This is a genomic window from uncultured Campylobacter sp. (assembly GCF_905373215.1).
In the GTDB taxonomy this organism is placed as follows: Bacteria; Campylobacterota; Campylobacteria; order Campylobacterales; family Campylobacteraceae; genus Campylobacter_B.
Genome location: NZ_CAJPRT010000022.1, coordinates 1 through 26917, shown reverse-complemented (window position 1 = coordinate 26917; position 26917 = coordinate 1). Strand labels below are relative to the sequence as shown.

The 26917-nt window shown below is 45.5% G+C and carries 26 protein-coding genes, 1 other RNA gene and 1 pseudogene; 20 read left to right on the top strand and 8 right to left on the bottom strand.

Features of this window, described 5'->3' with window-relative positions; all coding sequences use genetic code 11:
* Positions 1-371: 371 nt before the first annotated feature.
* From QZ176_RS08860 to QZ176_RS08825, 8 genes are all read left to right on the top strand, one after another.
* Positions 372-1661 carry a S41 family peptidase gene (locus QZ176_RS08860; RefSeq protein WP_295152909.1) on the top strand — a complete coding sequence of 430 codons (1290 nt, stop codon included), beginning with the start codon at positions 372-374 and terminating at the stop codon, positions 1659-1661.
* Between the two features lie 10 nt (positions 1662-1671).
* Positions 1672-2391 carry a phosphoribosylaminoimidazolesuccinocarboxamide synthase gene (purC, locus tag QZ176_RS08855; protein WP_295152907.1) on the top strand — a complete coding sequence of 240 codons (720 nt, stop codon included), beginning with the start codon at positions 1672-1674 and terminating at the stop codon, positions 2389-2391.
* A 3-nt stretch (positions 2392-2394) separates the two neighbouring features.
* Entirely contained in the window at positions 2395-2631 is a 237-nt protein-coding gene (gene purS, locus QZ176_RS08850) for a phosphoribosylformylglycinamidine synthase subunit PurS (protein WP_295152905.1), read from the top strand.
* Positions 2628-3293: a phosphoribosylformylglycinamidine synthase I gene (gene purQ, locus QZ176_RS08845; protein WP_295152903.1), complete on the top strand. Its 666-nt coding sequence runs from the start codon at positions 2628-2630 to the stop codon at positions 3291-3293. Before purS ends, purQ begins: the two co-directional genes overlap by 4 nt.
* Positions 3287-4579: an SH3 domain-containing protein gene (locus tag QZ176_RS08840; RefSeq protein WP_295152901.1), complete on the top strand. Its 1293-nt coding sequence runs from the start codon at positions 3287-3289 to the stop codon at positions 4577-4579. Before purQ ends, QZ176_RS08840 begins: the two co-directional genes overlap by 7 nt.
* The gene (locus tag QZ176_RS08835) at positions 4560-5246 is read left to right on the top strand and encodes a lysophospholipid acyltransferase family protein (protein WP_295152899.1); all 687 of its coding nucleotides are present in this window, start codon (positions 4560-4562) and stop codon (positions 5244-5246) included. Before QZ176_RS08840 ends, QZ176_RS08835 begins: the two co-directional genes overlap by 20 nt.
* A 443-nt stretch (positions 5247-5689) precedes the next feature.
* Positions 5690-6169, top strand: coding sequence for a hypothetical protein (locus QZ176_RS08830; RefSeq protein ID WP_295152897.1), 480 nt, complete (start codon positions 5690-5692; stop codon positions 6167-6169).
* A gap of 15 nt (positions 6170-6184) precedes the next feature.
* On the top strand, positions 6185-6337 hold the full coding sequence (locus tag QZ176_RS08825) for a hypothetical protein (protein WP_295152896.1): 153 nt from the start codon (positions 6185-6187) through the stop codon (positions 6335-6337).
* A gap of 161 nt (positions 6338-6498) precedes the next feature.
* Here QZ176_RS08825 and QZ176_RS08820 read toward each other — a convergent pair whose 3' ends face one another.
* Both QZ176_RS08820 and dsrO read right to left on the bottom strand, forming a co-directional pair.
* The gene (locus tag QZ176_RS08820) at positions 6499-9495 is read right to left on the bottom strand and encodes a molybdopterin-dependent oxidoreductase (RefSeq protein ID WP_295152894.1); all 2997 of its coding nucleotides are present in this window, start codon (positions 9493-9495) and stop codon (positions 6499-6501) included.
* Between the two features lie 9 nt (positions 9496-9504).
* A complete protein-coding gene (gene dsrO / locus QZ176_RS08815; protein ID WP_295152892.1) occupies positions 9505-10245 on the bottom strand; it encodes a sulfate reduction electron transfer complex DsrMKJOP subunit DsrO in 741 nt (246 codons plus the stop codon).
* 167 nt (positions 10246-10412) lie between these two features.
* On the opposite strand from dsrO, the gene QZ176_RS10485 reads away from it, so the two are divergent.
* The 3 genes from QZ176_RS10485 to QZ176_RS08800 all read left to right on the top strand — a co-directional run bounded on the left by QZ176_RS10485 (position 10413) and on the right by QZ176_RS08800 (position 11546).
* Positions 10413-10652 carry a hypothetical protein gene (locus QZ176_RS10485; RefSeq protein WP_365951791.1) on the top strand — a complete coding sequence of 80 codons (240 nt, stop codon included), beginning with the start codon at positions 10413-10415 and terminating at the stop codon, positions 10650-10652.
* A gap of 52 nt (positions 10653-10704) precedes the next feature.
* Positions 10705-11190 (top strand): hypothetical protein, encoded by a 486-nt coding sequence (locus QZ176_RS08805; protein WP_295152890.1) that lies wholly within the window; start codon positions 10705-10707, stop codon positions 11188-11190.
* A 101-nt stretch (positions 11191-11291) separates the two neighbouring features.
* On the top strand, positions 11292-11546 hold the full coding sequence (locus tag QZ176_RS08800) for a hypothetical protein (protein WP_295152888.1): 255 nt from the start codon (positions 11292-11294) through the stop codon (positions 11544-11546).
* A gap of 96 nt (positions 11547-11642) precedes the next feature.
* On the opposite strand, the gene QZ176_RS08795 is transcribed toward QZ176_RS08800, so the two are convergent.
* Positions 11643-12680 carry a hypothetical protein gene (locus QZ176_RS08795; RefSeq protein ID WP_295152886.1) on the bottom strand — a complete coding sequence of 346 codons (1038 nt, stop codon included), beginning with the start codon at positions 12678-12680 and terminating at the stop codon, positions 11643-11645.
* 107 nt (positions 12681-12787) lie between these two features.
* On the opposite strand from QZ176_RS08795, the gene truD reads away from it, so the two are divergent.
* Entirely contained in the window at positions 12788-13900 is a 1113-nt protein-coding gene (gene truD, locus QZ176_RS08790; protein ID WP_295152885.1) for a tRNA pseudouridine(13) synthase TruD, read from the top strand.
* A gap of 429 nt (positions 13901-14329) precedes the next feature.
* Here truD and QZ176_RS08785 read toward each other — a convergent pair whose 3' ends face one another.
* Positions 14330-14695: a hypothetical protein gene (locus tag QZ176_RS08785; RefSeq protein ID WP_295152883.1), complete on the bottom strand. Its 366-nt coding sequence runs from the start codon at positions 14693-14695 to the stop codon at positions 14330-14332.
* 339 nt (positions 14696-15034) lie between these two features.
* Here QZ176_RS08785 and rnpB point away from each other — a divergent pair.
* Positions 15035-15351: RNase P RNA component class A (rnpB, locus tag QZ176_RS08780), an RNA gene on the top strand.
* Positions 15352-15388: 37 nt separating this feature from the next.
* The gene (locus tag QZ176_RS08775; RefSeq protein WP_295152881.1) at positions 15389-15667 is read left to right on the top strand and encodes a hypothetical protein; all 279 of its coding nucleotides are present in this window, start codon (positions 15389-15391) and stop codon (positions 15665-15667) included.
* A gap of 1475 nt (positions 15668-17142) precedes the next feature.
* Here the strand turns inward: QZ176_RS08775 and QZ176_RS08770 are convergent.
* The 4 genes from QZ176_RS08770 to rsmH all read right to left on the bottom strand — a co-directional run bounded on the left by QZ176_RS08770 (position 17143) and on the right by rsmH (position 21329).
* The gene (locus tag QZ176_RS08770; RefSeq protein ID WP_295152879.1) at positions 17143-17268 is read right to left on the bottom strand and encodes a hypothetical protein; all 126 of its coding nucleotides are present in this window, start codon (positions 17266-17268) and stop codon (positions 17143-17145) included.
* A gap of 436 nt (positions 17269-17704) precedes the next feature.
* Positions 17705-18775, bottom strand: a complete 1071-nt coding sequence (locus tag QZ176_RS08765) for a DNA recombination protein RmuC (RefSeq protein ID WP_295152878.1) — start codon at positions 18773-18775, stop codon at positions 17705-17707.
* Positions 18765-19580 (bottom strand): hypothetical protein, encoded by an 816-nt coding sequence (locus QZ176_RS10480; protein WP_365951788.1) that lies wholly within the window; start codon positions 19578-19580, stop codon positions 18765-18767. The genes QZ176_RS08765 and QZ176_RS10480 overlap by 11 nt, the downstream gene beginning before the upstream one ends.
* An 813-nt stretch (positions 19581-20393) precedes the next feature.
* Entirely contained in the window at positions 20394-21329 is a 936-nt protein-coding gene (gene rsmH, locus QZ176_RS08755; RefSeq protein ID WP_295152876.1) for a 16S rRNA (cytosine(1402)-N(4))-methyltransferase RsmH, read from the bottom strand.
* Positions 21330-21393: 64 nt separating this feature from the next.
* On the opposite strand from rsmH, the gene QZ176_RS08750 reads away from it, so the two are divergent.
* The 6 genes and pseudogenes from QZ176_RS08750 to QZ176_RS08725 form a co-directional block, all read left to right on the top strand.
* Positions 21394-21954 (top strand): class II aldolase and adducin N-terminal domain-containing protein, encoded by a 561-nt coding sequence (locus QZ176_RS08750; RefSeq protein ID WP_295152874.1) that lies wholly within the window; start codon positions 21394-21396, stop codon positions 21952-21954.
* Between the two features lie 131 nt (positions 21955-22085).
* Positions 22086-23543 (top strand): peptidylprolyl isomerase, encoded by a 1458-nt coding sequence (locus QZ176_RS08745; protein ID WP_295152872.1) that lies wholly within the window; start codon positions 22086-22088, stop codon positions 23541-23543.
* Positions 23536-24903 (top strand): cell division protein FtsA, encoded by a 1368-nt coding sequence (ftsA, locus tag QZ176_RS08740; protein WP_295152870.1) that lies wholly within the window; start codon positions 23536-23538, stop codon positions 24901-24903. Before QZ176_RS08745 ends, ftsA begins: the two co-directional genes overlap by 8 nt.
* 22 nt (positions 24904-24925) lie before the next feature.
* The gene (gene ftsZ, locus QZ176_RS08735; protein ID WP_040303139.1) at positions 24926-26086 is read left to right on the top strand and encodes a cell division protein FtsZ; all 1161 of its coding nucleotides are present in this window, start codon (positions 24926-24928) and stop codon (positions 26084-26086) included.
* On the top strand, positions 26087-26599 hold the full coding sequence (locus QZ176_RS08730; protein WP_295152868.1) for a pyridoxamine 5'-phosphate oxidase family protein: 513 nt from the start codon (positions 26087-26089) through the stop codon (positions 26597-26599).
* A gap of 98 nt (positions 26600-26697) precedes the next feature.
* Positions 26698-26917 (top strand): annotated as a pseudogene (locus QZ176_RS08725) (methionine ABC transporter permease); the annotation flags it as partial.

The following is a 26917-nucleotide window of genomic DNA, read 5'->3' as shown; positions in this document are numbered from 1 at the left end:
AAAATTTGATTTAGCACCGAGCCGCTGTCGGCTACCAAAGCCCAAAGCATGTGCAATACGCCCACTTCACTATTTTTGGAATGGATCGCCAAAGAAACGCTGCTTTCGAGCAAAGAGCGCATTTTATCGGTTAAAATTTCAATAGTTTCGTTCATAAATTTTCTCCTAAAGTTGAAGTTGATTGCATTATATAACTTTAGTGTCTTTATGTCAAGGTTTTTTAGTGAGATTTTAAAATTTTCGACTTAAATTTATCCGTAAACGCGTAAATTTCGTATGAAATTTACCTTATTTTTAGCCAATTTTCTATAAAATTCACTCCATTTTATTTTCAAGGATATGCTTTGCGACAAAAACACCTCTTCTTCGGCTTGGGATTCATATTTTCTCTATTTTTAGGCGTTAGTTTTTTTACCGGAAATTTACAAGCCAGAGAGGTCAATGCGACCAAAAAACCAGACAGCGAAAAAACGCGTCTAGAGGCGCTAGCTAAGCTTACCAAAACGCTTGCGATCGTCGAAAACAATTATGTTGATGAGATGACTTTTTCCGAGCTTGTGGATAAGACGATCTCGGGGCTTATGAATAACCTCGACGCGCACTCAAGCTACATGGACGAAAAGGCGTTTAATGATACGAAAGTCCAGACTGAAGGCGAGTTCGGCGGGCTTGGAATTCAGGTAGGTATGAAAGACGGCGCTCTGACCGTCATCTCTCCTATCGAGGGTACGCCGGCGGATAAAAAGGGCATTCAGGCTAACGACGTGATCTTGCGTATCGACGGCAACGCGACTTTCGGCATCACGATCGACGATGCGGTCTCAAAAATGCGCGGCAAGCCGAAAACCAAAATCACTCTAACGATCGTGCGCAAGGGTGTTAGCAAGCCTTTCGACGTCGAGATCGTCCGCGACATAATCAAAGTAGAATCCGTCTATGCCAAGATGATCGAAGAAGATAAAATTTTATATCTGCGCGTTACGAATTTCGATCAGCACGTGGTGGCGGATGCGAGTAAATTTATAAAAGAGCACAGAGACGCCAAAGGCATTATTTTGGATCTGCGAAACAATCCGGGCGGGCTTTTGGATCAAGCGATCGGGCTTGTAAATTTATTCGTAAGCAAAGGTCTTATTGTCTCTCAAAAAGGACGTGCAAAAAACGAAACCGAAGCGCATAGCGCCGATCCTAAAAAGAAGATCACCGATCTGCCACTGGTAGTGCTAGTAAATGGCGGTAGCGCGAGCGCTAGCGAGATCGTAAGCGGCTCGCTTCAGGATCTAAAGCGCGCTGTGTTGGTTGGTGAAAAAACTTTTGGTAAGGGAAGCGTGCAGGTGATCCTACCGATCGAGGATAAAGAAGCCTTGCGACTAACCATAGCGCGATACTATCTATCAAGCGGTCGCACTATCCAAGCGGTGGGCGTGACGCCTGATCTCATAGTGGCGCCGGGCAAGGTGCCGAGCCGCGACGAGGATGAATTCTCGCTAAAAGAAGCCGATCTCAAAAAGCACCTGCAAGGCGAGCTAGCCAAGGTCGAGACCAAGAAAAAAGATGCTCAGAAAAAGGATGAGAAAAATTTCATCACAGCAGAGCAGATTAATAATGATATCCAGTTAAAAACCGCAATAGACGCGATAAAAATTCTAAACATCAAGTAAGGAGAATGTGATGCAGGCTACCAAAAAAGAGCTCATCTACGAAGGCAAGGGCAAAAAGATGTGGTCGGTTAACGAAAGTGACGACCTTTTGATCTCGGAATTTAAAGATTCGCTGACGGCGTTTAACGGCGTCAAAAAAGCCGAAGAGAACGGCAAAGGCGCGCTGAATTGCAAAATTTCGACGCTAATTTTTGATCTGCTTAAAAAGCACGGCATCGCCACTGCGCTAGTAGAGACGATCAGTCCGACCGAGCAGCTAGTGAAAAAATGTAAAATTTTCCCTCTTGAGATCATCGCTCGTAATATCGCCACCGGCTCGCTTACAAAGCGCCTGGGCATCAAAGAGGGCACGAAGCTTCCATTTACGCTGGTGGAGTTTTGCTATAAAGACGACGAGCTGGGCGATCCGATCCTAAACGACGAGCATTGCTTGCTGCTTGGCGCCGTAAAGAGCCAAAGCGAGCTTGACGAGCTCAAAAAGATCGCGCGCAAGATCAATGAAATCTTGATTAAATTTTTTGATGAGCGAAATTTAAAGCTCGTGGATTTCAAAATCGAGCTTGGCAGAGATAAGGACGGAAATATCCTACTTGCAGATGAGATCAGCCCCGATAGCTGCCGCTTTTGGGACAAACAAACCGATAAAAAGCTCGACAAGGACGTATTCAGACAGGATCTTGGTAGCGTAAAAGTGGTCTACGAAGAGGTCTTGCGTAGAATTTTAGGATAAGCGATGAAGGTAATCGTAAACGTAAGGCTTAAGCAGGGCGTGCTCGATCCGCAGGGCAAGGCGGTTTTGCACGCCCTTGCTGCGCTTGGATTTAGCGGCGTACGAGATGTGCGCGTAGCCAAACAGATCGTCCTTGAGCTAGATGGCGAGGATAGGGATAAAATTTATGCCGAAGTTGCCAAGATGTGCGATGAAATTTTGGCAAACACCGTCATCGAAGACTACGAGATCGTGATATGAAGGTAGCGATCGTCAATTTCCCCGGCACCAACTGCGAGCGCGACAGCAAATACGCCTTTGATAAGCTTGGTTGCGAAACGCAGATAATCTGGCATAAAGAAACCGACATAAATGCCGATCTGATCGTGCTCCCCGGTGGCTTTAGCCACGGAGATTATCTGCGGACGGCTGCTATTGCTAAATTTAGCCCGGTGATGAAGGCGGTTCTCGCTCATGCTGCACGCGGCGGCTATATCCTAGGCATCTGTAATGGCTTTCAGATGCTTTTGGAGCTAGGCTTGCTCGCAGGCGCGATGAATAAAAATATAAATTTAAGCTTCATCTCAAAATTTCACCATCTGCGCGTCGTTTCAAACGATAATAAATTTCTGCACTGTTGCGACAAAGGCGAAATTTTAAATATCCCGATCGCGCATGGCGAGGGAAACTATTATGCGCCTGCAGATACGCTAAAGTCGCTATACGACGAGGATTGCGTGCTGCTAAAATATTGCGACGAAAACGGCGCGGATCTAAATCCGAACGGCTCAGTGGACGCAATTGCCGGGATTTGCGATAAAAACAAAAAGATTTTCGGACTGATGCCGCATCCTGAGCGCGCTATAGAGCCTATTTTGGGCGGCACGGACGGAGAGAAAATGCTAAAAGGCTTAATTTGCTAAAAAAAATTCTTACTATTTTAGGTGTCTGCACGCTTGCGTTTGCTGCGCCGGAGATTGAGATCGATTCGCTTGATGATCTAAGTAAATACGCACCGAAAAAAGCTGAGGATAAGCCCGACGAGCCGCAGACGCGCGATAATTCCAAGGTGATGCTGAAGTATAATAAAAAAGAGGTTATGTCGATGGATAATCTAAGCATCGATGATCTTAAAGCTCTGGCGCCTACTAATGAAGTCGATCTGGACGTATCCGACGATAAGGTCTATCAGGACATTAAGCCCAAAGAGCTTACGCTAAAAGCTAGCGGGATGCCTAGGAAGGTGTATTGCAATCAAATTTTTAAGATTGATTTCGCCGTATATTTGGGCCAGAAAATCACCGTTAAGCCAAAGCTAGAGATCAGCCGCACCAATGGTATGAAGTGGCTTAATGCCGACAATCTTACGTGGATTGAGGGCGACGAGATGTTTGAGACGACGCTGTGGTTTGCAGCAAGCGATAAGAGCGACAAGATCAATGAGCTCGTTTTGACCTTGCAGCGCAACGGAGAATTCTTTGAAAAAAGCTCTATCAAACCTGATAATCCGGAATTTATGAAGCTTGACACGAAGCCTAATTTTTCGCATATCGTAGCTGACGAGCTGAAACTTAAAAACTACAAAACTACCAAATTTGACGACGCATCGAATTTACTCACGCTCGATCTTGGTATCCGAAACGGCGCAATCAGCGCTTTTAGCATCGATAATCCCGCCATTATCAAGCAGGGTGTGGACTCCGTACGCGGCACATACGCAAGTCAGAGTGGATATTATTTCGCCGTCGTGGATAAAAATATCACAAATTTAGACTTTAGCTATTTTAATCTTAATACTAAAAAATTTGAAAATTTCGGGCTTGAGCTTAATCCGCGCGCCGAGGATCTTAGCACGCAGATCGGTCTAAATCCGAAAGAGAGCAAGTTCGAAGCCTACAAGCAGATCGCAATCTACACGCTAGCTGCCGTGCTTTTGGTGATGTTTCTGCTTAGTAAAAATATCACGCCGCTTATCTTTGCTGTGCTGATTTTGGCGGTAAATTTCTACGCGCAAAGGCCTTACGGCACGGGCAGTATCGCGCAAAATTCCCCGGTTAGAATTTTGCCTATGCAAAGCTCCACCGTGTTTTACGTGACTAAAAATCCCGAAAAGGTTGAAATTTTGGGTACGAATAAGGAATTTTATAAAATCATGCTGGGCGGCAACAAGATCGGCTGGGTTAAAAAAGATGAGCTTAGCAAGGATTAGAGCGCTATTTTACGCGATTTGGTTTATTTTTACCGTCGTTTGCGTCGTGATCGCCATGGCGGTGAAAAACTCCTCTCATCGCCGCTTTCGCCGCATTTGGGGGCGCTTCCAGCGCTATGGCGTCGGATATGATATCGAGATCATAGGCACTCCCGATCCACGCGCGCAGTTAGTAATCGCCAACCACCAAAGCATAATGGATATCGTCGTGCTCGAAGAAACCCACCCCGGCGATATCTGCTGGATCGCTAAAAAGGAGATCGCAGACATCCCTATCATCGGCAAAATCATCACTCTTCCGAAGATGATCCAGGTCGATCGCTCAAATCCGCGCGATTTGGTGCGGATCGTGCACGAAGTACAGCAGCGCGTGAGCGAAGGGCGCGTCATCACGATGTTTCCCGAGGGCACCAGACATCGCGGAACGCAGCTTTTGCAATTCCAAAGCGGCGCCAAAGCGATCGTTAGCAAGCTCGGTCTGCGCGTCCAGCCCGTGGTACTCATCGGCACGCAGCACATCGCAAACTCTCACGATTTCACCGTCCACAGCGGACACGTCAAAATCATCTACTTAGATCTGCTCGATACGAGCGATAAAGATTGGCTACAGCACGCCAGAGATACGATGCAAGCCGTAATCGACGAAAACGAAACCGCCGAAGCGTAGGCGGAATTCATAAATTTATTGATCAAATTTAAACGCGACTTTTGTTAATCTGCGCGATTTCTGCGCGACGGCGCGTTCATTCGTCGCTTTGATTTGCGGCGGCAAAATTTTATAAAATTTCATCCGCTCGTGTTAAGCGGCGTGGAATTTCAAAATTTTATTCGTGCGCGTGGATGATGAAATTTTAAAATTTTATCCATGCGTTCAGGTAGTGGAATTTTAAAATTTCATCTAAACTACAGGCGGCGAATTATCAGCGGGAGAGCCGCAAGAAAACAGCGCCTGTATAAAAGCGAAATTTTAAAATTTACGCGGCGCGGCAAGATAGATTTTAGCGTATATTTAGCCATTTGTGCGAATGGCTAAACGATTTGTCACAAGAGCAAAAGCGGCGGCAACCCGCAAGCGGTCTAAAATTTTAAATTTCTTAAGGAGGAGATAAGGTGGCGTTTGTTACAGAGTATATTTCAAAAGAGGATATCGAGAAATACGACTTACTAAAACCGAGTAATGAGATATGTGAAAAGTATCATCAAGTTAAGCTGGAATGGGCTATTCTAAATTCAAGAGACTGGTGTATAGATCGAGAAAGAGGTATTTGGCTTTTTTCAGTGTGCAGTATCACTATCGGAGATCCTAGAGATATGAACTATAGCGGCGAAGATATATGGATCTTGCACTACAAGGGTAAAGATATAGAAATCGATCTGAGGAATATACATAATAAATATACCGGTAAAAAAGATACGGATAATCCGTTTATACTAATATATGAACTGGAATCTATAAGAAGCGATCTTGGGGATATACCAAAGCAAGAGATTGTGGATATTTTAAAAGAAATTTTAAATGAGTTTAAGATAGGTGCTATAATTTCTATTCCTAGAGAGAATATTCAAGTAATTTTCAGATCTAAAATTTAAAGAAAAGGATAGAATATGGGCTATACAAAAGATCAAGCAGATGCTGAACTAAGAAAAATAGCAGAGGGGAAGTTACCTGTAGCGCAAGCAAAAACTAGCAAATTTGGCATCGGCGCGACGCTTAGAACTCTGTTCGTCAAAACTAGCGGTAGCTATCTCACAACGTAAAATAGTAGCTTAAAATTTTAACTACAAAATTCAAACCGCGACGCCGCAGGCCGCCTATAACGCAGCAGCCCGAAGCAAAAACCGCGCTGAAATTCCATTTGGCGCAGCGGACGCAAAAACCCGAGCCGCCGCTCCGATCTTCTTAAATTTTACTTACCCGCTTAAATTTTACTTATTTTCGCAGGCAGCGCTTGTCTGGCACAGGTGCCCACCAGCCAATCGTTGAGGCTAAATTTACCCTCCCTTTTTGGATCGAGCAGACCAAGCTTGTTGTGATTGAGCCCGCCCTCGGCGCCCTCCAGCCTAAAGACGGGCTCGCCGTCTACGAAGTGCGTTCTAGTGCCGAACTCATCGTGCCCAAAGCCGTGCTCGAGGCTGATGACGCCGCTAGCGACGCCGTTTGTTACGAAGGCCTCGCCCGTTTGCGAGCCGTACGGCGTCGTGACCTTGACCGTGTCGCCCGTCTTGATCCCCTGCTCGCCAGCTACGTCCTGCGCGATCCTGACAAAATTTTTCGGATGTATCGCGCGCAATTTTGGACTAACGATCGTGTAGTAGTGCTGGATGTTTGATTTGCGCGAGCTTACGAGGTATTTCCACTCTGATTTTGGGAAAAACTTTTCTAGCGGAGTGCCGTCGCTAGCCACCGCAAGAGCTAGAGTCGGCGTGCCCGGCATGTACTCGCCCGTGATAGAGTGCCTATGTCCGCCAAGGGGCTCGTAGTAGATCGCAGCAGGCGTGGCGGCCGGGACTTTTACCGTAGTTTTGTCGCCCTTATACGCACTTTCGTAGCTGTCAAATCTACCGCCCTTTGCCAGCACGTGCGCGACTTTCGGTTTTTCCTCGTCTTTTAAAAACGGCTCTAGCTTTTTCATGGTTTTTGAAATTTTGCTGAGTTTTAAGTCCTCTTTGTTGATATCCTTTACGCCCGCGCCGTCAAAGGCCAAATTTGCCAGTGCCGCGGCGTAATACTGCTCTTTAGTATCCAGATCCATCGGCTTTCCGTCTTTGTCCTTAAAGGCGCCTTTGCCAAAGCCCTTGAGCCCGAGTCTTTTTGCCACCGCGATATAAAAGGCCTCCACGTCAATCACCGTGCCGTCTGCGGCGCGGTCTTGTTTAGCGGCGACGGCCGGATAGCGCACGACGGAGGTTTTAGCTATCGTACCCCAGAGCGAGTTTGGAAGAGCCCAGTTTTCGAGATTTAACCCGTCGGGCACGATGTAGTCGGCATAGGCGTTGGTCTCGTTCATAAAGGCATCGATACCGATAAAAAGCGGCAAGCTTTTGCTATCTTTTAGCGCGTCAAGCACCGCAGTCTCGAGCCCTGCCTGCCCATAGACGACGTTTGTCATGTAGTTTATGAGCGCTTTTACCCTATACGGATAGCCTGCGGCGTGGCTGGTGAGCGTTTCGTTTACCAGCGGCATCGAGATGGGATACCACGGCTGCTGCGCAGGATAGCCGCTGCCTCCAGCTGCTACTTTGCGTTTAAACTCCGAGCTCGTTTCGTAATACTTGCCCGAGCGGGATAAATTTAGCCCGTTTGCCTTGTATGCGCCCTCGAAATTTTCCAGATCGTATCTGCCCTTTAAAAACTCGTGCGTGCCCGCGCTTGCGTTTATGCTGCCGCCCTTGTAGCCGTAGGTGCCCATCAGCGTGTTTAGGCAAAAGATCGCATACGTGCTCATCGCCGCTTGCGTGTGCATCATGCCGCCGTGGACGTTGGTGCTGACCTGCCTGCCGTTTTTGGTGAAATTTTCGCACAGCCACAAGATGTCGTCCATACTCACGCCGCAAATTTTAGAGTACTCTTCGAGGCTGTGTTTATAGGCCGACTCTTTTAGCAGCTGCATCGAGCTTTTGACCTCGACCTCCTCGCCGCCCAGTAAAATTTTACCCTCGTAGTAGAGTTTGGCGGGCTCGTTTATCTTGTAGCTTTGGATTTTGCCGCTTTGTGAGCAGACCTGCCACTCGTCGCCTATGAGCGCAAATTTGCCGTAGTCTGCGTGGCCTTTTTGCGTGATAACTAGGTGGGTGGCGTTGCACCAGTGTATCTCGCCTGCTAGCTTTGCTTGCTCAAAATTTGGCTGCATGAGGTAGTTTGCGGCGTATTTTTCGTTTTCGATGATCCAGCGTATCATCGCCATAGCAAGCGCCGAGTCGGTGCCGGGTTTTATGCCGATCCAGCGGCCTTTATCGGAGGCGGCAAATTTGACGGCGTTGGTTACCGTAGGATCGATCACGGCGTAGGTGAAGTCATCGTTTACGCTTCTTGCGTGAGCGACCATCTTGGCTTGCTTTTGGAATGGATTTCCGCCGTTTGCGGGCGAGGTGCCCCAGTAGATGCTAAACTTGGAATTTTCGTAATCGGGTTTGGTGTGAGCAAAGCCTTTTGCGTTGTGTGCGATCTTGCCGCCCACTCTAAAGCCGCCGCCGCAGATACCGCCGTGCGAGTAGTGATTTACGGTGCCGAAAGATTTTTTGATAAAGCGATCGACGATATCCGAGCGCCCGTCGTAGAGATAAAAGCTCAAAAGCTGGTTGCGCTTGGTGCCGTATTCGGGATTTGCCTCGTCGATGAGCTCGTCTGAGTGTATGGCTCTAAGCCCGTCCACGTGCCCCTCGCCGAAAAGATCCCCTCCCTCGACGACCTCCTCGATGAGACGTTCGAAGCTGATCTTTTTCCACTTGCCCTCGCCTCTTTTGCCCGCTCGCTTAAGCGGCGATAAAATCCTAATAGGCGAAGCTATCATCTCGGGCAGCGCCGCGCCTCTAGCGCATACGGTGGCGCGTCTCTCGTCCTCGCCGCTAGCCGTAATCGCTAGCAATGCGTCGTTTATCGAGGTGTCAAAGCTCGCCCAGCGCACGTTTGATAGCGGATGGTATGGGTTGCCCGTGCATCTTAGCACGCGGTCTTCTTTTTCGTCCACATGTAGCCGCAGTCCGCACTTTGCCACGCAGCCGTGACACATCGAAAACACCACGCTATGCCCGTCGTTCATTAAAATTTTACCTTCTTTTACGCTAAATTCGGGCTGGGCGGAATTTCCCTGCGGCTTGTAGTCGTCTTTTATTTTAGCAGCGTCGTCCGCTACCGCAGCGGTCGCGCCCGCGGCCGAGATTATCGCCGCGTTTTTTAAAAATTCTCGTCTTTTCATCGTTTCTCCTTACAACGCGAGCTCTTCGCTCCAGCTGATCGCTTGCTTGTAGCCGTTTTTAGCCAGCAGCTCCTTGTCGTTCTTAGCCAAAATTTCGCTCACGCCGTGATAAAAAACCTGCGGATGCGTATTTTTCGGACTATCTAGCACCATCGTCTCGTGAGTAGCTAAAAATTTCCTGATATTTGAGTTTTCGTCGTTTAGATCGCCTATTATGCGGCTTCCGCCTACGCAGGTCTCCACGCACGCAGGCAGCAGGCCCGCGCGCAGTCTGTGGTCGCAGAAGGTGCATTTATCGACCTTGTAGGTTTGCAGGCTAAGGTATCTGGCGTGATACGGACAGGCCTCGGCGCAAAGCGCGCAGCCGATGCACTCGGCGCTATCTACTTTGACGATGCCGTTGCTTCTTTGGTGGCTCGCTCCCGTCGGACAAACGTCAATACAGGCGGGGTTTTCGCAGTGATTACAAAGGCGCGGCAGCGAGGCGATGACGGCGCGATTGCCCTCTTTGTCGCTAGCTTCGTACTCCGAAACGATCGTCCTAAAGGCGCCTGCTTGGACGTTGTTTTCCATCGCACAGTTCATCGTGCACGACTGGCAGCCGATACAGCGCGTGAGGTCGATGACCATGCCGTAGCGCGGGTCTTTGGTTTTTTCAAAAGTATTCGTAGCGGCCCTAAGCGCGGTCGCCGCTATAAAAACACCTGCCGCAGCGATAAAGCCACGACGCGAATTCGATGCTGATTGCATTTTTTCTCCTTTGAATCAAAATGGTTTCGCAACTTTATCATAACTTAACTTAAATGATAATATTAATATTTTAATTAAAAGTGTTTTTCAGATTACCCCAAAATTTATTTTTTAGAAGCGTTTGGTTATAATGCTTTTCAAATTTTTATAAATTTAAGGAAAATATCTTGAAATACGCGCTTGATTGCAAGGATAGTTTTGAAAACTCGTTTATATTTTGGTTTATCAGGTACATCAAATTTAAGCTTAGCTCGCTCTCAAATAAAGAGCTTCTTAAAATAATCTATGAGCTAGAATCCATAAGAAGCGATATTGGGAATATACCGAAACACGAGATTGTGGATATTTTAAAAGAAATTTTAAATGAGTTTAAGGGGGGGAGTGTCCATAACGACTTCTGTACCTAAAGAAAATATTCAAGTAACTTTCGTATCAAAAATTTAAAGAAAAGGGGATAAGGTGGCGTTTGTAGCAGAATATATTTCGAAAGAGGACTTGGAGAAATATAATGTCGTAAATATCGTGAATAAATATAGAATAAAATATCGTTGCAGAACACCTTTGAGCGATATGGCTATAGAGCAGCTTGATTGGGTCATCGATAGGCAGAGGAATACCTGGTTTATCTTTGTGTGTGATCCGCACTTACCAGATCCACGAGATGGATTTACGGGTGAGGAGATTTATATTTTATGTTATAAGGGCAATATTATTGAGCTTGATATAAGGCGAATTTATGACGAAACCACAAGTAAAATGCTCGCAGATAATCCGTTTTTTATCAAATATAAGCTGGAAAATATAAATTCTAGTCTTGACGGAATTTCGTTAGATGAGCTCTATAAGGTGCTTAATGAGGCTTTAAAAGAATATGGCAATCGCGGTATTGACGGTAGAGAAAATTTACCAAAAGAGCATGAAGTCGTAACTTTTCTGCACGGTTGAGAATGCTTGCGTGTATTAGAATTTCGGTCGGAATTTTGTTTTAAAAATAGGAGAGAAAGATTGATGAAATTTTAAAAACAATTCAAACGGCGTCGTTTATTATGTTTTTTGCACCGATATGGGCTTTCATAGCTACTCCGTCATTTGATTTTTGGAAAGACTCAAAAGTAGATGAGTTTTTTAAATTTGCCGCTATTAAAAGAGATATGAAACTTTTAAATGATGAGAGATACCAAAAGCCTCTAGATCGTAAAATTATTTGGCTTTACGTAGCCTTTGAATTTTGCTTGGGGCTTAGCGTATATTTAGGCATTTTCGGGCTTATCGTAAGCACGATTTTGCGGATAATTTTTTAAAAAATTATGGACAGTAAGGCGGCTAAAGTAGTGAAATTCCAAAAGCAGCCAAATAGACAAATAGATAAAATTTTGAAATTTTAAAACCTCGTCCGCTTAAATCAGCGTCGGCTTTAGTTTGCGTACCGAAAAGTCGGGCCTCTCGCCGCGAGCTAGAGCGATGAGCTCATCCGTCGCGATTAGATAAAAGCCCGCGAGGTCTCTGCCGAAAAGCTTTTGGATTTCATCGCTTCTGCCGTCTAAAAAATCAAGCGCGAGCTTGGAATTTACTAGCAAAAAATCGCTTCCGCTATCAAACGCGTCAAATAAAATTTCGCCCCCCAGCCGCAGCGCGCACTCCCGCTCGCGCTCGTATATCTGCGCTCCAAGCGGCGCGCCTTCGCAGCCAAAGTGCACGATCTGCGCGCCCAGCCTGCTAGCCAGCTCCTTCGCAGCCTCGTCGTACCATACGGCGACGTTAAAGCCGCTAAAATCGTGCTTCGCGCTCGCTGCGTCAAATTCCGCCATGCTCTGCGCGCTTAAAATTTTATTGCTGCGCGCCGGTTCGTATTTCAGAATATCGCAAAACGCTCTGTATGCTGCGCGGTCGTCAAACTCCATCCCCACGGCGTCGCACTTCGTAAAATACGCCATCTGCGGCTCGATGATCTCTAAAATCCTCATGCGCTCGCTCGGGTGCGTCTGCATCAGGCGGTGCGCGAAGATAAAGGCGCTGTTGCCCAAAAACTCCTGCGAGCATGCGGGGATTTTCGTCGAGTAAAAATAGGGCGCGAGGCTTTTGTAAAACTCGAAATCAGCAGCGTCTGCGATGCCTTCAAAGGCTTTAAATTTATCCAAAAACGTCCTCGGCTCGCAGCGCAGATCTTTAATCGCCTCTTTTTCGCTAAGAGGTGCGATGATTAGCTCGCTTCCGAAGTGCGCTATAAGCGTATCTAGCGGCTCTTTTACGCTCACCGTCGTGCCGCCGATTTTTACAAACTCCACTCCCTGCGCGCTAAAATAGGGATCGTGCGCGCAGATGTCGTCAAGCAGCGCCGCAAGATCGGCAAAGGGCGCGCTTTCATAAACATAGGGCTTGAAGTAGCTTGCTACGTCGCAGTGCGGATCGAAGCGAAAGAGCCTGATTTGAAGCATTTTTCATCCTTTTTTTTATGGCAAATGATACTAGAATTTGCCTTAATAATGAGTTTTTTAGGCTCAATTTTATAAAATTGCGCCTTAGATTAACGCAAAGGCGGGCTATGAAAAATTTATACACCCTAAATCACGCGCCGATAAATGCGCATTTTAGTAAAAACTCAAGCGATTTCGTCGTGCGCGAAGTGCCGCTTTACGAGCCTAGCGGTGAGGGCGAGCACTGCATTTTGCTGCTGCAAAAAAAGGGCATCAGCACGCATGAGGCACTGCGAATTTTAAGCGAACGCACGGGCGCTAAGATGCGCGAGTTTGGCTACGCGGGGCTTAAAGATAAGCAGGGCCTTACGACGCAGCACGTTAGTATGCCCGCTAAATTTGAGCCCGCGCTGGGCGCATTTTCGCACGAAAGCCTTAAAATTTTAAGCTTGCAAAGGCACAAAAACAAGCTTAAAATCGGACATCTAAAGGGCAATGACTTTTTCATCCGCCTAAAAAAGGTCCTGCCGCCCGACGCCGTCAAGCTCGCAGTCGCGCTAGATACGCTAGGGCGCGAGGGCTTTGCGAACTACTTCGGCTATCAACGCTTCGGCAAGTTCGGCGACAACGCAGCGCAGGGCGAGGAGGTGCTGCGCGGACAGAGGTGGCTTAAAAACCCCAAAATGCGCGACTTTCTAATCAGCGCCTATCAGAGCGAGCTTTTCAATCGCTGGCTTAGCAAGCGGGTCGAAATTTCAAAATTTGCGGCGGAATTTAGCTCGGGCGAGTTTGCTAAAATTTACGGACTAAGTAAGGAGGAGGCGCGCGAGATCGCAGCCCAGCCGCAGTTTTTCAAGCTGCTAAGAGGCGAGATTTTAGGACATTTTCCGCACGGCGCGTTTTTTAGCTGCGACGATCTGGGCGCTGAGTGCGAGCGGTTCGCAAGACGAGAAATCACGAGCGCAGGCCTTATTGTGGGGCGAGCGAAGCTGCGAGCTAGCGGGCTTGGCGGCAGATTTGAAGATGAAATTTTCGCGCCTGCTCGCGAGTTTGAGGCGCAGATGAACGGCTCGCGCAGGTTTGCATGGAGCTTTATGGAGCGCGTGCAGCACGCCTATGATGCGCAAAATGCGCATTTTAGCTTCAGTTTTTACCTGCCGAAAGGCTCTTACGCGACGGTCGTTTTGGAAGAAATTTTGCACCGAGATATATTTGAAGGCGCCGCGACGGACGAGGATTGAGCCGCATCGCGCGCTGTAGGGTAAGGACTCACGCGTCCCATGTCATGCCACGTCAAACCGCGCCGTAGAGTAGGGTTCGCACCACATTTACGCTACGGCGTAGCGCACCGCACCGCACCGCGCGCGCTGCAGAATAGGGCTCACGCCACGCCACGCCCCACGTCAAACCTCACCTCATCACGCTGCACGGAATTTTAGAGCTAGCTGCGTGGGTCTAAATTTGCGCGGTAGATAAAATTTTATAAAATTTCGTGAGATTTCATCACAGTAAGCGCGCCGCTTTGTCTAAGCCATAGAATTTAAAATTTTATTCGGCTCGGCCGTAGGTAAAATTTGATAAATTTCACCTTCTTATAGTTGCCCAAATTCATTTTCGCCAATAACCAGCAAAATATTATTAAGCTTAAAATCGCTTAAATCTTTTATCTACTATTGCCCGTTTACAATATTTTCAAAAAAATTATTCTCTTCCCAAAAGTAGCATTCTAACATTTTTAAAATTCCATTTTCCAAAAGAACCATTGCTCCTCCAATGTTTTCATCAGAAAGCGTTAAATTTACATTGCCGACAAAGCCGTTGTTTTTGCTTTTTTCTAATATTTTTTTACACTCGAAATGGCAATAATATCCAGCTGTTGAAACCTCTCTTTTTGTAATTTCTGAATTTTCAAACTGCTTATAAAGCGCATAATCGCTTAAATCATCACTTATTAGCTTAATAATTTCAGCTTCGATATTTGTAATATCCGTAAAATTATCAAGGGATAAACATCGTTCCGATTTTTGGTTTTCCATTTTTTATAACTCCACATACAGTAATTTCATAGCCTTTAATATTGACTTTATGACCATTAGTAAAATTATTTGGCAATTACCATTTGCCATATCTTTTTCAAGTTCTTTAATTATAGCATTATAAGCTTGTTGTTGATTATTTTCAAATTTATTTAAAAAATCATCTAATTTATGCTCTTTTTTGTTAAAGATGTGATTTAATTTATTAGCTTCTTTATCGTCGTCATCCTCCGGCGGCAATGGTGCAGAGGCGGGAGTTTATACTTGCTCACGCCAAAAATTCCGCCCCTTAAATTTCGCAAGCCCTGAAATTTAAGCCAAAAAAGCTATAATTGCGCTCGGGTGTGGCGTGCGGTCGCTCCGCAAGGAGAGGAAAGTCCGAGCTGCGATAAGACAAGGTTGCGTCTAACGGACGCCGGGGGCAACCCTAGGGAAAGTACAACAGAAAGTAAACCGCCGCGCAAGCGGTAAGGGTGAAAGGGCGGGGTAAGAGCCCACCGCGCGCGTGGAGACACGGGCGGCAATGCAAACCCAACCTGCAGCAAGAACGGGTGGTTTCGTCTTATATTCGAACCGTTCGCTCGAATCGATTTGCAAAAATCGGTCTAGATAAATGACCGCTGTAACGGAACTCGGCTTATAACCACACCTATTTTTACGCCGAATTTATTTACTTGAAATAAGGAAAGAATTTTGAAAAGCTTAACTTTTCGCGGTGTGCTTTGCGCCGTCGTTTTAGGGCTCGGGGGCTGCGCGAGTGCGGGCGCTGATAAATCTATAATCTTGCAAGGCGATGCTCACGATCGCGCCTGTGCGGAGGTTTATGGGCGCTACAAAGAGCTAGAAGCGGAGCTTTTAGCGGTCGAGGATCGATACGCAAACCCAAGCGTCGCGAACGATTATATACAGGCTTACGATGAGTACGAGCGCACCATCGCCTACTATAACGAAAATTGTGCGACCGATAAATAAGTGGTGCGGATTTGGTGCGGTTATACGGCTGTAACGCAGCGGCGCAAAACGCTTAAAAATTTTATAAAATCGCTAAAAACTATTGAAAATTTTGCGCGAGGCAAAAAAAGCATCTAAAATTTATTACGCACGTTTGGATCTAGCTATGCAAAGTCGCGGCGTGGAGCATGGGCACGATGCCTATTCATGCCCGCATTTAGCTTAGCGCGCCAAATTTGCCGTAATCATATAATGGGCCACATTCTCGCGTATTGGCTAAGGAACGCGCAATTTATTAGTCGAATCGGCGCGAAGCCTTGAAGTCGCGAAGTCGCGCTCAAAAATTCCTCCGCGCGGATTTGAATTAGTGACTTAAAGTGGCAAAGCAATATCCCAAAATTTAGCCGCGAGGCGGACGACGAACGATTTATTAATCGGATTGGTGCAAAGTCGCACTAAAAATTCCGTCACGTGGAGTTGGCTGCTGTGCCCGTTTATGCGTCCACTAAAGCCTTGTAGCCTCAAAATTCCGTCGCATAGATTTGATAGGTGCCTAGGCGCTTGGATCGATCGTAAAATCAGGTCTCAAAAATCCTATTACTCGGTTTTGACCTGCTGCGCGATTTTCGCGGCATATAAAGGCGGTAAAACGAGATCGTTAGGGTAGCTTTAAGGTGCAGTGCGATTTTTTCGCTTGCGTATGCGGTTTTTGAGGCGCTTGGTAATTTCAGTTTACTCGCAGAGTTTTAAGATGTGCGGTTTTTTGAGACTATAGCAGCGGGTTTTTTGGGTTTTTAGCGCGAAGGTTTTCGGCGGGTTTGCGGTGCCATGGCTCTGATTTTTGTCGAGAAATTTTAGAATTTTATGATTTCGCAAGAGAATTTCGTGTGTTTTGTCGCCGCGTCGAACTTAAAATTTCATCTTGCCGCCGCGTAAGATTGCGCGTCTAATCTTTCTGTTTTTTAAATACGACGTATGTTTTGAGATTCGCGTCCGTTTTTGAAATTTTACTCCGAATAAACGCCGAATTCACAAAATGAGTCGCCCGGTAGATAATGTTAAAAAGCCTGCAAGCTTGCAATGCAAAAGCTAAAGCCTCATGAGAGTTTGCCGATAATTTAGCCGCTCAGAATGCTACGACTTTAAAATTTCGCGAGTTAAATTAAAATTTATGCCACTTGCTGCGGCTGATAAAATTTCGCGAGCTAAATTGCATTGAAATTTTACGAACGGCGACAAAAAATATTCGGCGTAGAATTTTATTCGGCTTGTTTATACGGAGCAAGAGTTTGAGTTTGCAAGTAGCCGCGGTTTTGCTTTACGCTCGCACCAACCGACCAAAGCACCACCGCGTATTAGCGTGATGTTTATCTTGGCTACGCTTTAATGCGCGATGTTTTTGTGTCGCCGTAAAATACAAATTTACGAGTTTTTGGGATTGTAGGTTAATTTTGCGTGCTTGCAGATCGCTTTTAAAATTTTGTCAAAATATGAAATTATATCCGCGCAACGCCCATAAATTTCTCAGCGCTAAACGGATAATCCCGCTCGCAGCGCTGCTGTTTGAAATTCATAGTGCCTGCGCTTTTTAAAGTTTCGCCAAAATACGAAATTTCGCTCATGAATCATGAATTCCGCCTCTGAAATGTAGAATTTTGCCTGCAACCGCAAATTTACGCATGCAATAATGTGGCGTCAAATTTTGTTTTGGTATAGCAGCGCTGAATTTCTTGGGCAGAAAGCGTAGTGATTGATCTTGCCACATCGTGATGAGGGCGTGCGTTTAATGCTTGAGCGGATTGAATTAGCTCGCGCGTCCATGAAATTTAGTCGATCAAGTTTTAGTTGCGTCAGACAGCTTTTAAATTTTGCCTATTATTTTAACAAATCCGTTAAGCTGAGTTTTAAATCTGTCTATCTGCCTCAAATGGGAATTTATCTGCAAAATAGGTGAGGCGTAAATTTAATTTGAATGCCACTCGCCCGCCTGTGAAATTCTGCCTCATTACAAGCTTGCTAAAGTACTCCAAGCCGTATTGTACACGACGGTTTGCTGCCTCACAGCTCGCTAAAACGCTCAAAGCGGGCTTTTAGAGATTTTGCATTTTTGCTTAAAAGCTCCGCTTGCGCAGCGAGCTTATCTGCGTATGTTTGAAGCGATGTCGCATACTTAGCATGTGCCTCAAAGTCCGATTTTAGCGCATAAATTTCATCTTTTACCGATTTGATATTTTGCGCGAGCACCTCGTCTTTTACGAAGGTGCGGATCGTGCCTAAAAGCGCCAGCAGCGTCGTGGGCGATGCCGCAAAAATGCCAATTTGCGCGCAGTATTCAAGCACCTGCGGCAGCCTCTCGCAGACGTAGACGAAAACCGCCTCACTCGGCACGAATAGCACCGCAAACTCCGTGCTAAGAGGCGGTATGATATATTTCTCCGCGATATCTGCGGCGTGCTTTTTCATATCTGCGGCTAGCTGTTTATCCGCACTAGCAAGTGCTGCGACGTCGTTCGAGGTGGAGGCGGCGATGATCTTTTCATAGCTTTGAAGTGGGAATTTTGAGTCGATACAAAGAATTTTTTCTTTTGCGATATGCAGCGCGCAGTCTGCGATCCTGCCGTTTGGTAGATGCTTTTGCAGTTCGTAAAACGCGGTGTTTTGCCCGTAAATCATCGATAAAATTCTCTCTAATCGGTACTCGCCGAAGTTGCCACGCAGCTTGACGTTGCCTAAAATCGAGTTTAGCCTTGCGATTTCGTCGCGCACCTGAAGTGAAGTTTTATTTTGCTCGCTCATTCGCGCTAGATTTTCCGCTATGTCCTTAAAGCCACGATCTAGCGAGCTTAAATTCTCGCTAAGCGCGCTATTTTGGCGCTGCAAACCCTCGCCAAGGGATCTATTAAGATAATAGAGCTTATCGTTAAAGCCGTCGTTTAGGCTTTGATTTAGCTTAAAAAGCTCGGCACTTGCTCTCGCACTTTGAGCCGTGAGCCTTTCGCTTAAAAGTTCGCTAAGCGCGGAGTTTGCATCGCTTATGCGGCGGTTTTGCAGCACGAGTGCGATCAGTAAGGCAAGCACTAGCGCAGCAAAAAACGCAAACGCCGCGAGCAAAATCCCATCAGCGCCCATTTTCTTGCACGCTTTGCGGATCTAAAATTTCATTTTTGTAACGCAGATATTCGATGTCGTTGTTAAGCGCGCGATTTTCTTCAAGCAAAACCTCGTGCTTGGTACGAAGCGCGGCGATGTCACGGCTGATGTAATAAATTTCGTTGCGGATGTAAATCGCCGGTACCGTCAGTAAAAACGCAAATCCGATCAGCAGATAAACGACTAAAAGCTGATAAAGCGTGAGATTTTTCTCCTTTTTTTTCTCAGCGTCGTAGTTGCGTAGCAGCTCGTCTTGTGCGCCAGCAAAACTGCCATAGCTGCGTCCTGCAGCAAGGCTTGAATAATCCTGCGCGCCCATATCCGCGTAATTTTGATTTTGCGTGCCTGTAAAGTTCGCACCCGCAAACGCCGCGTAATCCGCCTTGCCGACAAAATTGGCACCTGTAAAATTGCTGTAGCCTACCTCGCTTGCGGATTTCTCGCTGCCTCGATTGGCTGAAAGATTTGCGTCGCCGCCACGTCCTTTTAATTTTACTTTGCTGTTTTTATTAAATTTTGTTCCGCCGCTTTCGGAATTTAGATAGTTTTGGGTGTTTGTAAAGCCTGAACTTTCGAATTCCAAGCCGGTAAAATCGTCATAACCGCCCGCTGAGCCCGCGTAGTTTCGTTTTACGGCAAGATCCGCGGCAAGCTTATCCTCTAACTCCTCATCCGTCAGATCCTCCATAGCTCGTCTTTTTGCGAGCTCTATGCCCGCTAGATCGGATGTCCCTGCGAAGTCGTGCCCGTCATCGTCGTCGGCAAAATATTCATATTTGTTCATTTAAAATCTCCATAAATTTAAAACCACGATCTTATCTTTACTCGCCGCTAAGGCGCCTGCGTCAAGGTAAATTCGGCTCGAAGCCAGCAGCTCGCGTGCGCATAGCAAAGTGCTATTAAGGTAAAATTTAAAAGCAAAGCTACGAGCGAAATTCTTCTTTGCAATTTTACCTCGGTAAATGGAATTTTATCTTAACTTGCCAAATTCTATCTTGGCAAGCGAAATTTTAATGTCTTTGCCTATTTACACCGCCTCTTTGGGAAATTCATTTTGACAGGTAAAAATAGAGCTCACTTTACCGAGATTGACTATTTATAAAATTTTGTCAAATCGTCTGAAAAACCGCTTAAAATTTTTATTGCGTCTTCGATGCGCATTAAAACGTTAAGCGTAGATATTTATTTGCAAGATAAGCTCTATCATCTAAAATGTCAATGAAACTACTGCTCGCTTACAAAATTTCGTTAAAGCAAAGGGCAGATTTGACATTACGCCGCTTGCTTTAGGCGCCAAATTTTAACTCTCACTCTGTTCTGTATCTATGCTGCCACTTAGTTTTTAAAATATGCAGCAGTTAAATCTTATAAAATTATACATTAAATTTAGCGTAAAATTCAACGTTAAACTTTTTGTTAAATTTTATGATTTAGCTATTAGGTGTCCAAAAAAAACACCGAAAATATTATAAATTCTAGATCAAATCTTTGTAAACTGAATTTTAAAATTTCATAAAATTTTAAAATTTAATGCCTGCAAATCTATAAATTTTACAAAATTTCGTCAAAATTTAAAATTTATAGCAAGCAAAGGCGGTCATTTCAGTCGAAAAATTCTTAACTTTGCACTTGCGGCTCGAGAATTTTGCGCGAGTTCCTGCGCATCCGCCGTTATAGGGCTTTTGGTTAGGATTTTACCTAACGAATGCCCGCCGCCGCATTCGCAGCGCATAAACTCGCTAGGGCAGACGCAATCGCGCTCCCACGCCCTAAATCGCTCCTTTACTATGCGGTCTTCAAGCGAATGGAATGAAATTATAGCGACAGTTGCATTAGTTAGAATTGAATCGCGCGATTTTTGCTCAATGAGTGTGAGCAGGCGCTTTAGCTCGCCAAGTTCGTCATTTACCTCGATGCGGATCGCCTGAAATGCTAGCGTAGCCGTGCTGATGCTGCGCCCTTTAACGGGCTTCGTTCCGATTAAATTTGCCAAAGCTTTAGCGCTTGTTAGTGATGCGTTAGTCCGCGCAGTAGCTATTTTGGAAGCGATTGCGTTAGCGTTTGTTAGCTCGCCGTATTCGCGGAAAATGCGCGCCAGATCCGCTTGCGAGTAGCTGTTTACGACATACACCGCATCTAGCGCTGCGCTCTCGTCCATTCGCATATCCAGCGCATCGCTTTTGGTGGAAAAGCCGCGCGAGTTTTTATCCAGCTGAAGAGATGAAACGCCAATGTCGGCTAAGATCCCACGAACTGCGCGGAGCTTTTGCTCGGGCAGAATTTCTAAAATTTCGCTAAATTTTGCTTTGTGGATTTCTATGCGATCTTTAAATTTACCAAGCCGCTCGCGCGAAAATTCTATCGCTTCGGCATCTCTGTCGCAAGCGATGAGTTTAAGGTGCGGATTAGCGGTCAAAATGCCTTCGCTGTGCCCTCCGTAGCCTAGCGTGCAGTCGATAACATAGCCGTCTTCAAGCTGCGAAAATGCTGCGATCGTCTGCGAAAAAAGTACCGGAATATGTGGAGCTTGCACTTAAATTTATCCTTTTGAAATTTCTAATCCTATATAATAGCGAAATTTTTTACAAAGGCGAGAGATGGACGAGTATTATTATGAAATTTTACGCAAAATTTCGCTTTCGATGTTTAGAGATAGGCTTTTTGGGATCTTTCACGGCTCGATTTCAGCAAAAATTAAAGAAAACCAATTTTTGATCAACAAAAAAGACGCGATTTTCGATAGCCTGGATAGGGATGATTTTATAACGCTGTTTTCAAAAAAAGACTACCGCTGGCAAGATGCTAGCATCGATAGCGATATACATATAAATATCTACAAAAATATAAAAGAGGCAAAATTCGTAACCTACGCGACACCACCATATCTCGTCGCATATACACTGGAGCATGATTTTATTTTGCCGCGAGATTACTTTGGGGTGAGCAAATTTAAGCGCATTGAAATTTACGACCCCAAGAACTACGACGACTGGCACGAGCGTGCGCCGTATGAAATTTGTAACTATATGATAAATGAAAATAGCGATATAATGGTGATTCGCGGCTATGGAGTTTTTGCCCATGCAAGGAGCGCGCAGCAAATGGCGAAAAAAATAGCGATTTTAGAAATGAGTTCAAAGCTGCTTTTGCTAAGCTAAGATTAATGTATACCAAATCATTTACTAACGCGTTATAATTCGCCAAAAATGCCTATTTTTCAGCCTTACATAAGGTTTTATCTGTATAATTACTAACAAAAAATTTCTTTAGTTAGCATTTAAGGATTTAGATGATAGAATGGATGCAAAAGCATAAGAAGTCGCTTATACCGACGATTTGGATAAGCACGATAGCCTTCGTGGGCGCAGGCTTTGTCGGCTGGGGCGCATATGATATGAACGCTAACCGCGCAGGCTCAATCGCTAGAGTAGGGCAGATTTCTATAACAAATCAAGAACTAAACACAAAATACTCCGAACTATACAACAGGCTGAGTGCTATGAGCGATGGGCAATTTACTCAAGAACAAGCCAAAAATATGCATCTAGATCAGATTGCAGTAGATCAGCTAATCGATGAGGCATATTTTCTAAATTTTGCTAAAGATCTAGGTGTTCAGGCTAGTGATAAAGATGTGGCGGAATTTGTGCTAAACTCGCCAAATTTCCAAGAAAATGGCACATTTAGTAAGGAGCTTTACAACAACGTAGTAAAAAATTCTGGACTTACTAAAAAAGAATTTGAGCGCAATCTACAAAAGGTCCTAACTTTAGAAAAGCTCGGCAAAGCGCTAAAAATAACGCCTAGCCCTAAGATCGTAGAAGCATTTGCGGCATCGCAGCTGATGCAGGATAAGGTTTCTGCAGAGATAATCTACGCAGACGCTAACGTCACTTTTAATGACGACGAGCTAAAGAAATTTTGGGAAGGCGAGAAATCGCACTTTATGACCGAGAAAAAATATACTCTAGGAGCATATTTTGTGGCACCTAGCAATGCCGATGTGAATGAGACCGAACTAAGTAAATTTTATGAAGAACACAGAGGCGAGTACAGAAGCTTGGATGATAAACTATTGGATTTTACAGAAGCCAAACCTAACGTTTTAAAAGATTACCGAATGGATCAGGTTAAAAAAGACGCTACAAAGGATTATCTGGAGATCAAAAAAGGCAAGCTCGATACTAATGAAACTATAGTTGCTACGGCTAGCAATTTTCCAATATCTGAGATTGAGGTGGCAAAGCCAGGAGATGTCATCAAGCCTTTCGAGTACAAAGGCGGATATTTGATTGCTAAACTAAACGGTGTAGAGCAGCCTAGGCAGATGAGCTTTGAAGAGGCTAAGTCTTTGGCTTCTAAAGAATTTGAAGAGAAGAAACGTAAAGAGCTACTTGAAAAAAGAGCTCAAGATGCGCTCAAAAATTTCAAAGGCGAAGATTTCGGCACCTTATCTCTAAATAGTAAAAACAATACCAAGCTAAGCGATGATGAATTTTATAAATTTCTTATCGATATGTTTAATAAGCCTGCCAAAGAAGGGATAGTGGTATTTGACAACAAAGCCGTAGTGTATAAAATTTCACAGCAGAGCTTAGGCGGCAGCGAAGAGATAGATAAAGAAAGAGCGATCGTCGCCGATAGGATAACCACGTTATTAAATTCTAATCTGCAAAACGATCTAACCAAAATGTTAGAAAAGCGCTATAAAACCGAAAGATATTTTAAAGGTAAAGACAGTGAGTGAGTATATTTTAGGTCTAGATATAGGCTCAACTAAAATTCGCGCGATAATCGCTAAAAATGATGGTATTTTTACGGTTTTAGGGGTTGGTGAAGCCGATACTTTAGGTATCAAAAAGGGTGTCATAACAAACATAGAGCAAGCCGCGGGCTCAATAAAGCAGGCGGTAAAAGCAGCGGTAAAAGGCGCTGGCAGAAGCTACGATAAAGCCATTATATCTATCTCGGGCTCATACGCCAAAAGCGTTAAATCTCGCGGCGTCATAACTATGGAAAACGAGATTGGGCTGGATGAAATAAAGCGTGCTATGCAGGTTGCCGAAGCGCAAGCAAACGTGCCTAGCGATAGTGTGATCTTACATGTGCTTCCGTATGATTTCAGAGTTGATGAGCAGGAACATATCGAGGATCCCCTCGGTATGAGTGGCACGCGCCTAGAGGTATCTACGCATATCGTTATTGCGCCAGAAAGCTCTATTAAAAATTTGAAAAAATCCGTTGAGATGGCGGGCGTAAAGGTAGATAACATCGTCCTTTCAGGCTACGCATCATCCATATCTACGCTTAGCAAGGATGAAAAAGAGCTAGGTGTCGTACTGATCGATATGGGCGGCGCTACATGCGATATAGTCATCCACCTGGGAAATTCCTTACGTTATAACGATGTTGTGATGTTCGGCTCTAATAACGTTACTAACGATCTATCGCGCGCTCTGCACACGCCGCTTCCATATGCGGAAAACATAAAGATCACCTACAACGATCTAATTAATCAAGGCAATAGCGAAGTTGAATTGCCTGCTTTAGGCGATAGCGAATCGGAAAATCACATAATAAGCCTTGAGATCATTTCGCAAGTAATCCTTGCTCGCGTTAAAGAGACCTTTGATATGATAGCCGACAAGATCGAAAGAAGTGGCTATAAAGACCGCATAGGTGCAGGTATAGTTATCACGGGCGGCATGGCAAAGCTGGACGACGTGCGCGATTTAGCGGCGATAGTTTTTGATAACACTTCCGTTAGGGTTGCGAGAGCAAAGAGCGTGGGCGGCCTGCACGAGATCGCCGACGATATTTCAAATTCTTGCGCACTAGGACTTTGCATGTATGGCTTCGGCGAATTCACCCCTTACGAGATGGACTCTAACGGCAAACTCCGCTACAAAGACGAAGTGATAAACAAGGCTCCGAAACGAAACATGAACGAATATTATGAAAAAGAGGTCAGCAAGGCGATAGAAAAAGAGGGCGTAAAAGCGGATAACGGTGCGAACAAGAAGGAGGATCTAAATATCCAACTTCCCAAAAAAGACGGACAGAATTTTTTCAATAAAATTTGGTCGTCTATGAAAAATTGGTTTTAAATTTTAAGCTAAGGAGATACTCGTGAAAGGATATAGTATGGAAGAAAGAAAGGGCATCTACGGTGCCAAGATGAAGGTTATCGGCGTCGGCGGCGGCGGATGCAATATGATAAATCATATGATCCGCGAAGGATTTACCAAAACCGATGTTGAGCTTATGGTGGCTAACACCGACGCGCAGGCGTTAGAAAAATCGATCGCAAATACTAGAATTTTACTAGGCGAAAACACCACCAAAGGCCTTGGTTGCGGTATGGATCCAGCGCTTGCTAAAATGGCTGCGGAGGAGAATTATGACGATCTTAAAGACCGCTTGGACTACTCCGACATCGTTTTCGTAGGCTCCGGTCTAGGCGGTGGTACTGGCACGGGCGCTGCGCCTATCGTTGCAAAAGCTGCGAAAGAGAAAAAAGCTCTAACTATCGGCGTCGTTACTACCCCTTTCGGTTTTGAGGGTAAAAAGCGCATGCGACTAGCACAAGAGGGTCTTGAAGAGCTTAAAAAAGAGTGCGATTCCATAATCGTTATCCCAAATCAAAATTTATTGAAGATCATCGATAAAAAAACCGGCCTAAAAGATGCCTTTAAGATCGTAGATAATGTCCTATTCCAAGCCGTAAACGGTATGATCTCCGTGATCTTGGAGTCCGGCGATAGCGATATTAACGTAGATTATGCCGACGTCAAAAAGGTAATGACTCACCGCGGTTTGGCGCTTATGGGTATCGGCGTTAGCGAGGGTGATGGCGCGGCAGAAGAGGCGCTAAAAAGCGCGATCCAATCTCCGCTTTTGGACAATACCTCCATCCACGGCGCTATGGGCGTGTTAGTGCATTTTAAGATGTCGCCTGATTGCTCCTTGCTTGAGATTGAATCCGCGATGAATATCATCGAAGATACCGTGGATAAGGATGCCGACGTTACTTGGGGTACCACCACCGATCCTAAGATGGAAAATAACCGCGTCGAAGTTACTCTCATCGCCACTGGCTTTGAAAGGAGTATCGAGGAAAAAAAGCAGGTCGCCAGCGATAACGTAGCGGATCGCAGGAAGGCGCTTTTAGAGAGCATGGGTCGAAATTCTATCTTTTCTAGACAAAAGGTAAGTAGCGGCGATTTTAACGGAGACGAAACCTACGACGAGCTCGACGAGCCCGCATTCCTACGCAACCAGATGGACTAAATGCGCAGACGAGATAGGCAGCTAAGCGAAGATGAGGCGTTAAAAATCATCGACGAGAGCGAATACGCTACGCTTAGCTGCATCGACGAGAGCGGCGAAATTTTTAGCGTGCCTATCTCGCCGGTGCGCGATGCAGACGTTATTTATATCCACGGCGCGCCTGCCGGCACAAAGGCGAAACTCTTTCAAAACGGACGCGCGGTAACGGCGGTTTTTGTTAGCTACAACCGCGTTCCTACCCCAAGCGACGAAGAATACCGATCTATCGCAAACGACGCTGCCGCTTTAGGCTCTAGAGTTTATACGACGGAGTACCGCAGCGCGATCGCCGTTTGCGAAGCAAACGAAGTGTTAGATGACGAGCGTAAAATTTACGCCTTGCGGATACTTTGCGAAAAATACACCCCAAACTATATGTCGCGCGTGGAGTTTGCCTCCAAAGCATCATTAAAGCGCACGAAAATTTACGAACTCAAAATAAAATCCGTAACCGCAAAGGCTAAAATTTTATAGTATTAAATTTAAGAAATTTAAATTTTAAATTGTTTGGCTTCTTAAAATTTCAAGTTCGAATGCTAGAGAGATTTTAATCTGAAATTTCGTATCGCCAAATTACGAAGCTTCTTGTCGGAACGAGTATCGGCACCACCGCGGCGATCGTACCGCTTACTATCGGCTCAGCGCCCTTTATCGCGCGCCTCATCGAAAGCGCTCTGCTTGAAGTGGATAGCGGCGTGATCGAGGCGCTGCCTAGCATCATCGGTGCGATTACGCTCACGCTCATCGTCATCATCGGATTTACGGCAATGGCGGGCACGGTCGGCGGCGGTG

Excerpts from the sequence above, each read along its gene's own strand:
- purC (WP_295152907.1), top strand. The coding sequence starts at position 1,672 with ATGCAGGCTACCAAAAAAGAGCTCATCTACGAAGGCAAGGGCAAAAAG.
- purS (WP_295152905.1), top strand. The coding sequence starts at position 2,395 with ATGAAGGTAATCGTAAACGTAAGGCTTAAGCAGGGCGTGCTCGATCCG.
- purQ (WP_295152903.1), top strand. The coding sequence starts at position 2,628 with ATGAAGGTAGCGATCGTCAATTTCCCCGGCACCAACTGCGAGCGCGAC.
- QZ176_RS08835 (WP_295152899.1), top strand. The coding sequence starts at position 4,560 with ATGAGCTTAGCAAGGATTAGAGCGCTATTTTACGCGATTTGGTTTATT.
- QZ176_RS08825 (WP_295152896.1), top strand. The coding sequence starts at position 6,185 with ATGGGCTATACAAAAGATCAAGCAGATGCTGAACTAAGAAAAATAGCA.
- QZ176_RS08820 (WP_295152894.1), bottom strand. The coding sequence starts at position 9,495 with ATGAAAAGACGAGAATTTTTAAAAAACGCGGCGATAATCTCGGCCGCG.
- dsrO (WP_295152892.1), bottom strand. The coding sequence starts at position 10,245 with ATGCAATCAGCATCGAATTCGCGTCGTGGCTTTATCGCTGCGGCAGGT.
- QZ176_RS08800 (WP_295152888.1), top strand. The coding sequence starts at position 11,292 with ATGTTTTTTGCACCGATATGGGCTTTCATAGCTACTCCGTCATTTGAT.
- QZ176_RS08795 (WP_295152886.1), bottom strand. The coding sequence starts at position 12,680 with ATGCTTCAAATCAGGCTCTTTCGCTTCGATCCGCACTGCGACGTAGCA.
- truD (WP_295152885.1), top strand. The coding sequence starts at position 12,788 with ATGAAAAATTTATACACCCTAAATCACGCGCCGATAAATGCGCATTTT.
- QZ176_RS08785 (WP_295152883.1), bottom strand. The coding sequence starts at position 14,695 with ATGGAAAACCAAAAATCGGAACGATGTTTATCCCTTGATAATTTTACG.
- QZ176_RS08770 (WP_295152879.1), bottom strand. The coding sequence starts at position 17,268 with ATGAGCGAAATTTCGTATTTTGGCGAAACTTTAAAAAGCGCAGGCACT.
- QZ176_RS08765 (WP_295152878.1), bottom strand. The coding sequence starts at position 18,775 with ATGGGCGCTGATGGGATTTTGCTCGCGGCGTTTGCGTTTTTTGCTGCG.
- QZ176_RS10480 (WP_365951788.1), bottom strand. The coding sequence starts at position 19,580 with ATGAACAAATATGAATATTTTGCCGACGACGATGACGGGCACGACTTC.
- QZ176_RS08750 (WP_295152874.1), top strand. The coding sequence starts at position 21,394 with ATGGACGAGTATTATTATGAAATTTTACGCAAAATTTCGCTTTCGATG.
- QZ176_RS08745 (WP_295152872.1), top strand. The coding sequence starts at position 22,086 with ATGATAGAATGGATGCAAAAGCATAAGAAGTCGCTTATACCGACGATT.
- QZ176_RS08730 (WP_295152868.1), top strand. The coding sequence starts at position 26,087 with ATGCGCAGACGAGATAGGCAGCTAAGCGAAGATGAGGCGTTAAAAATC.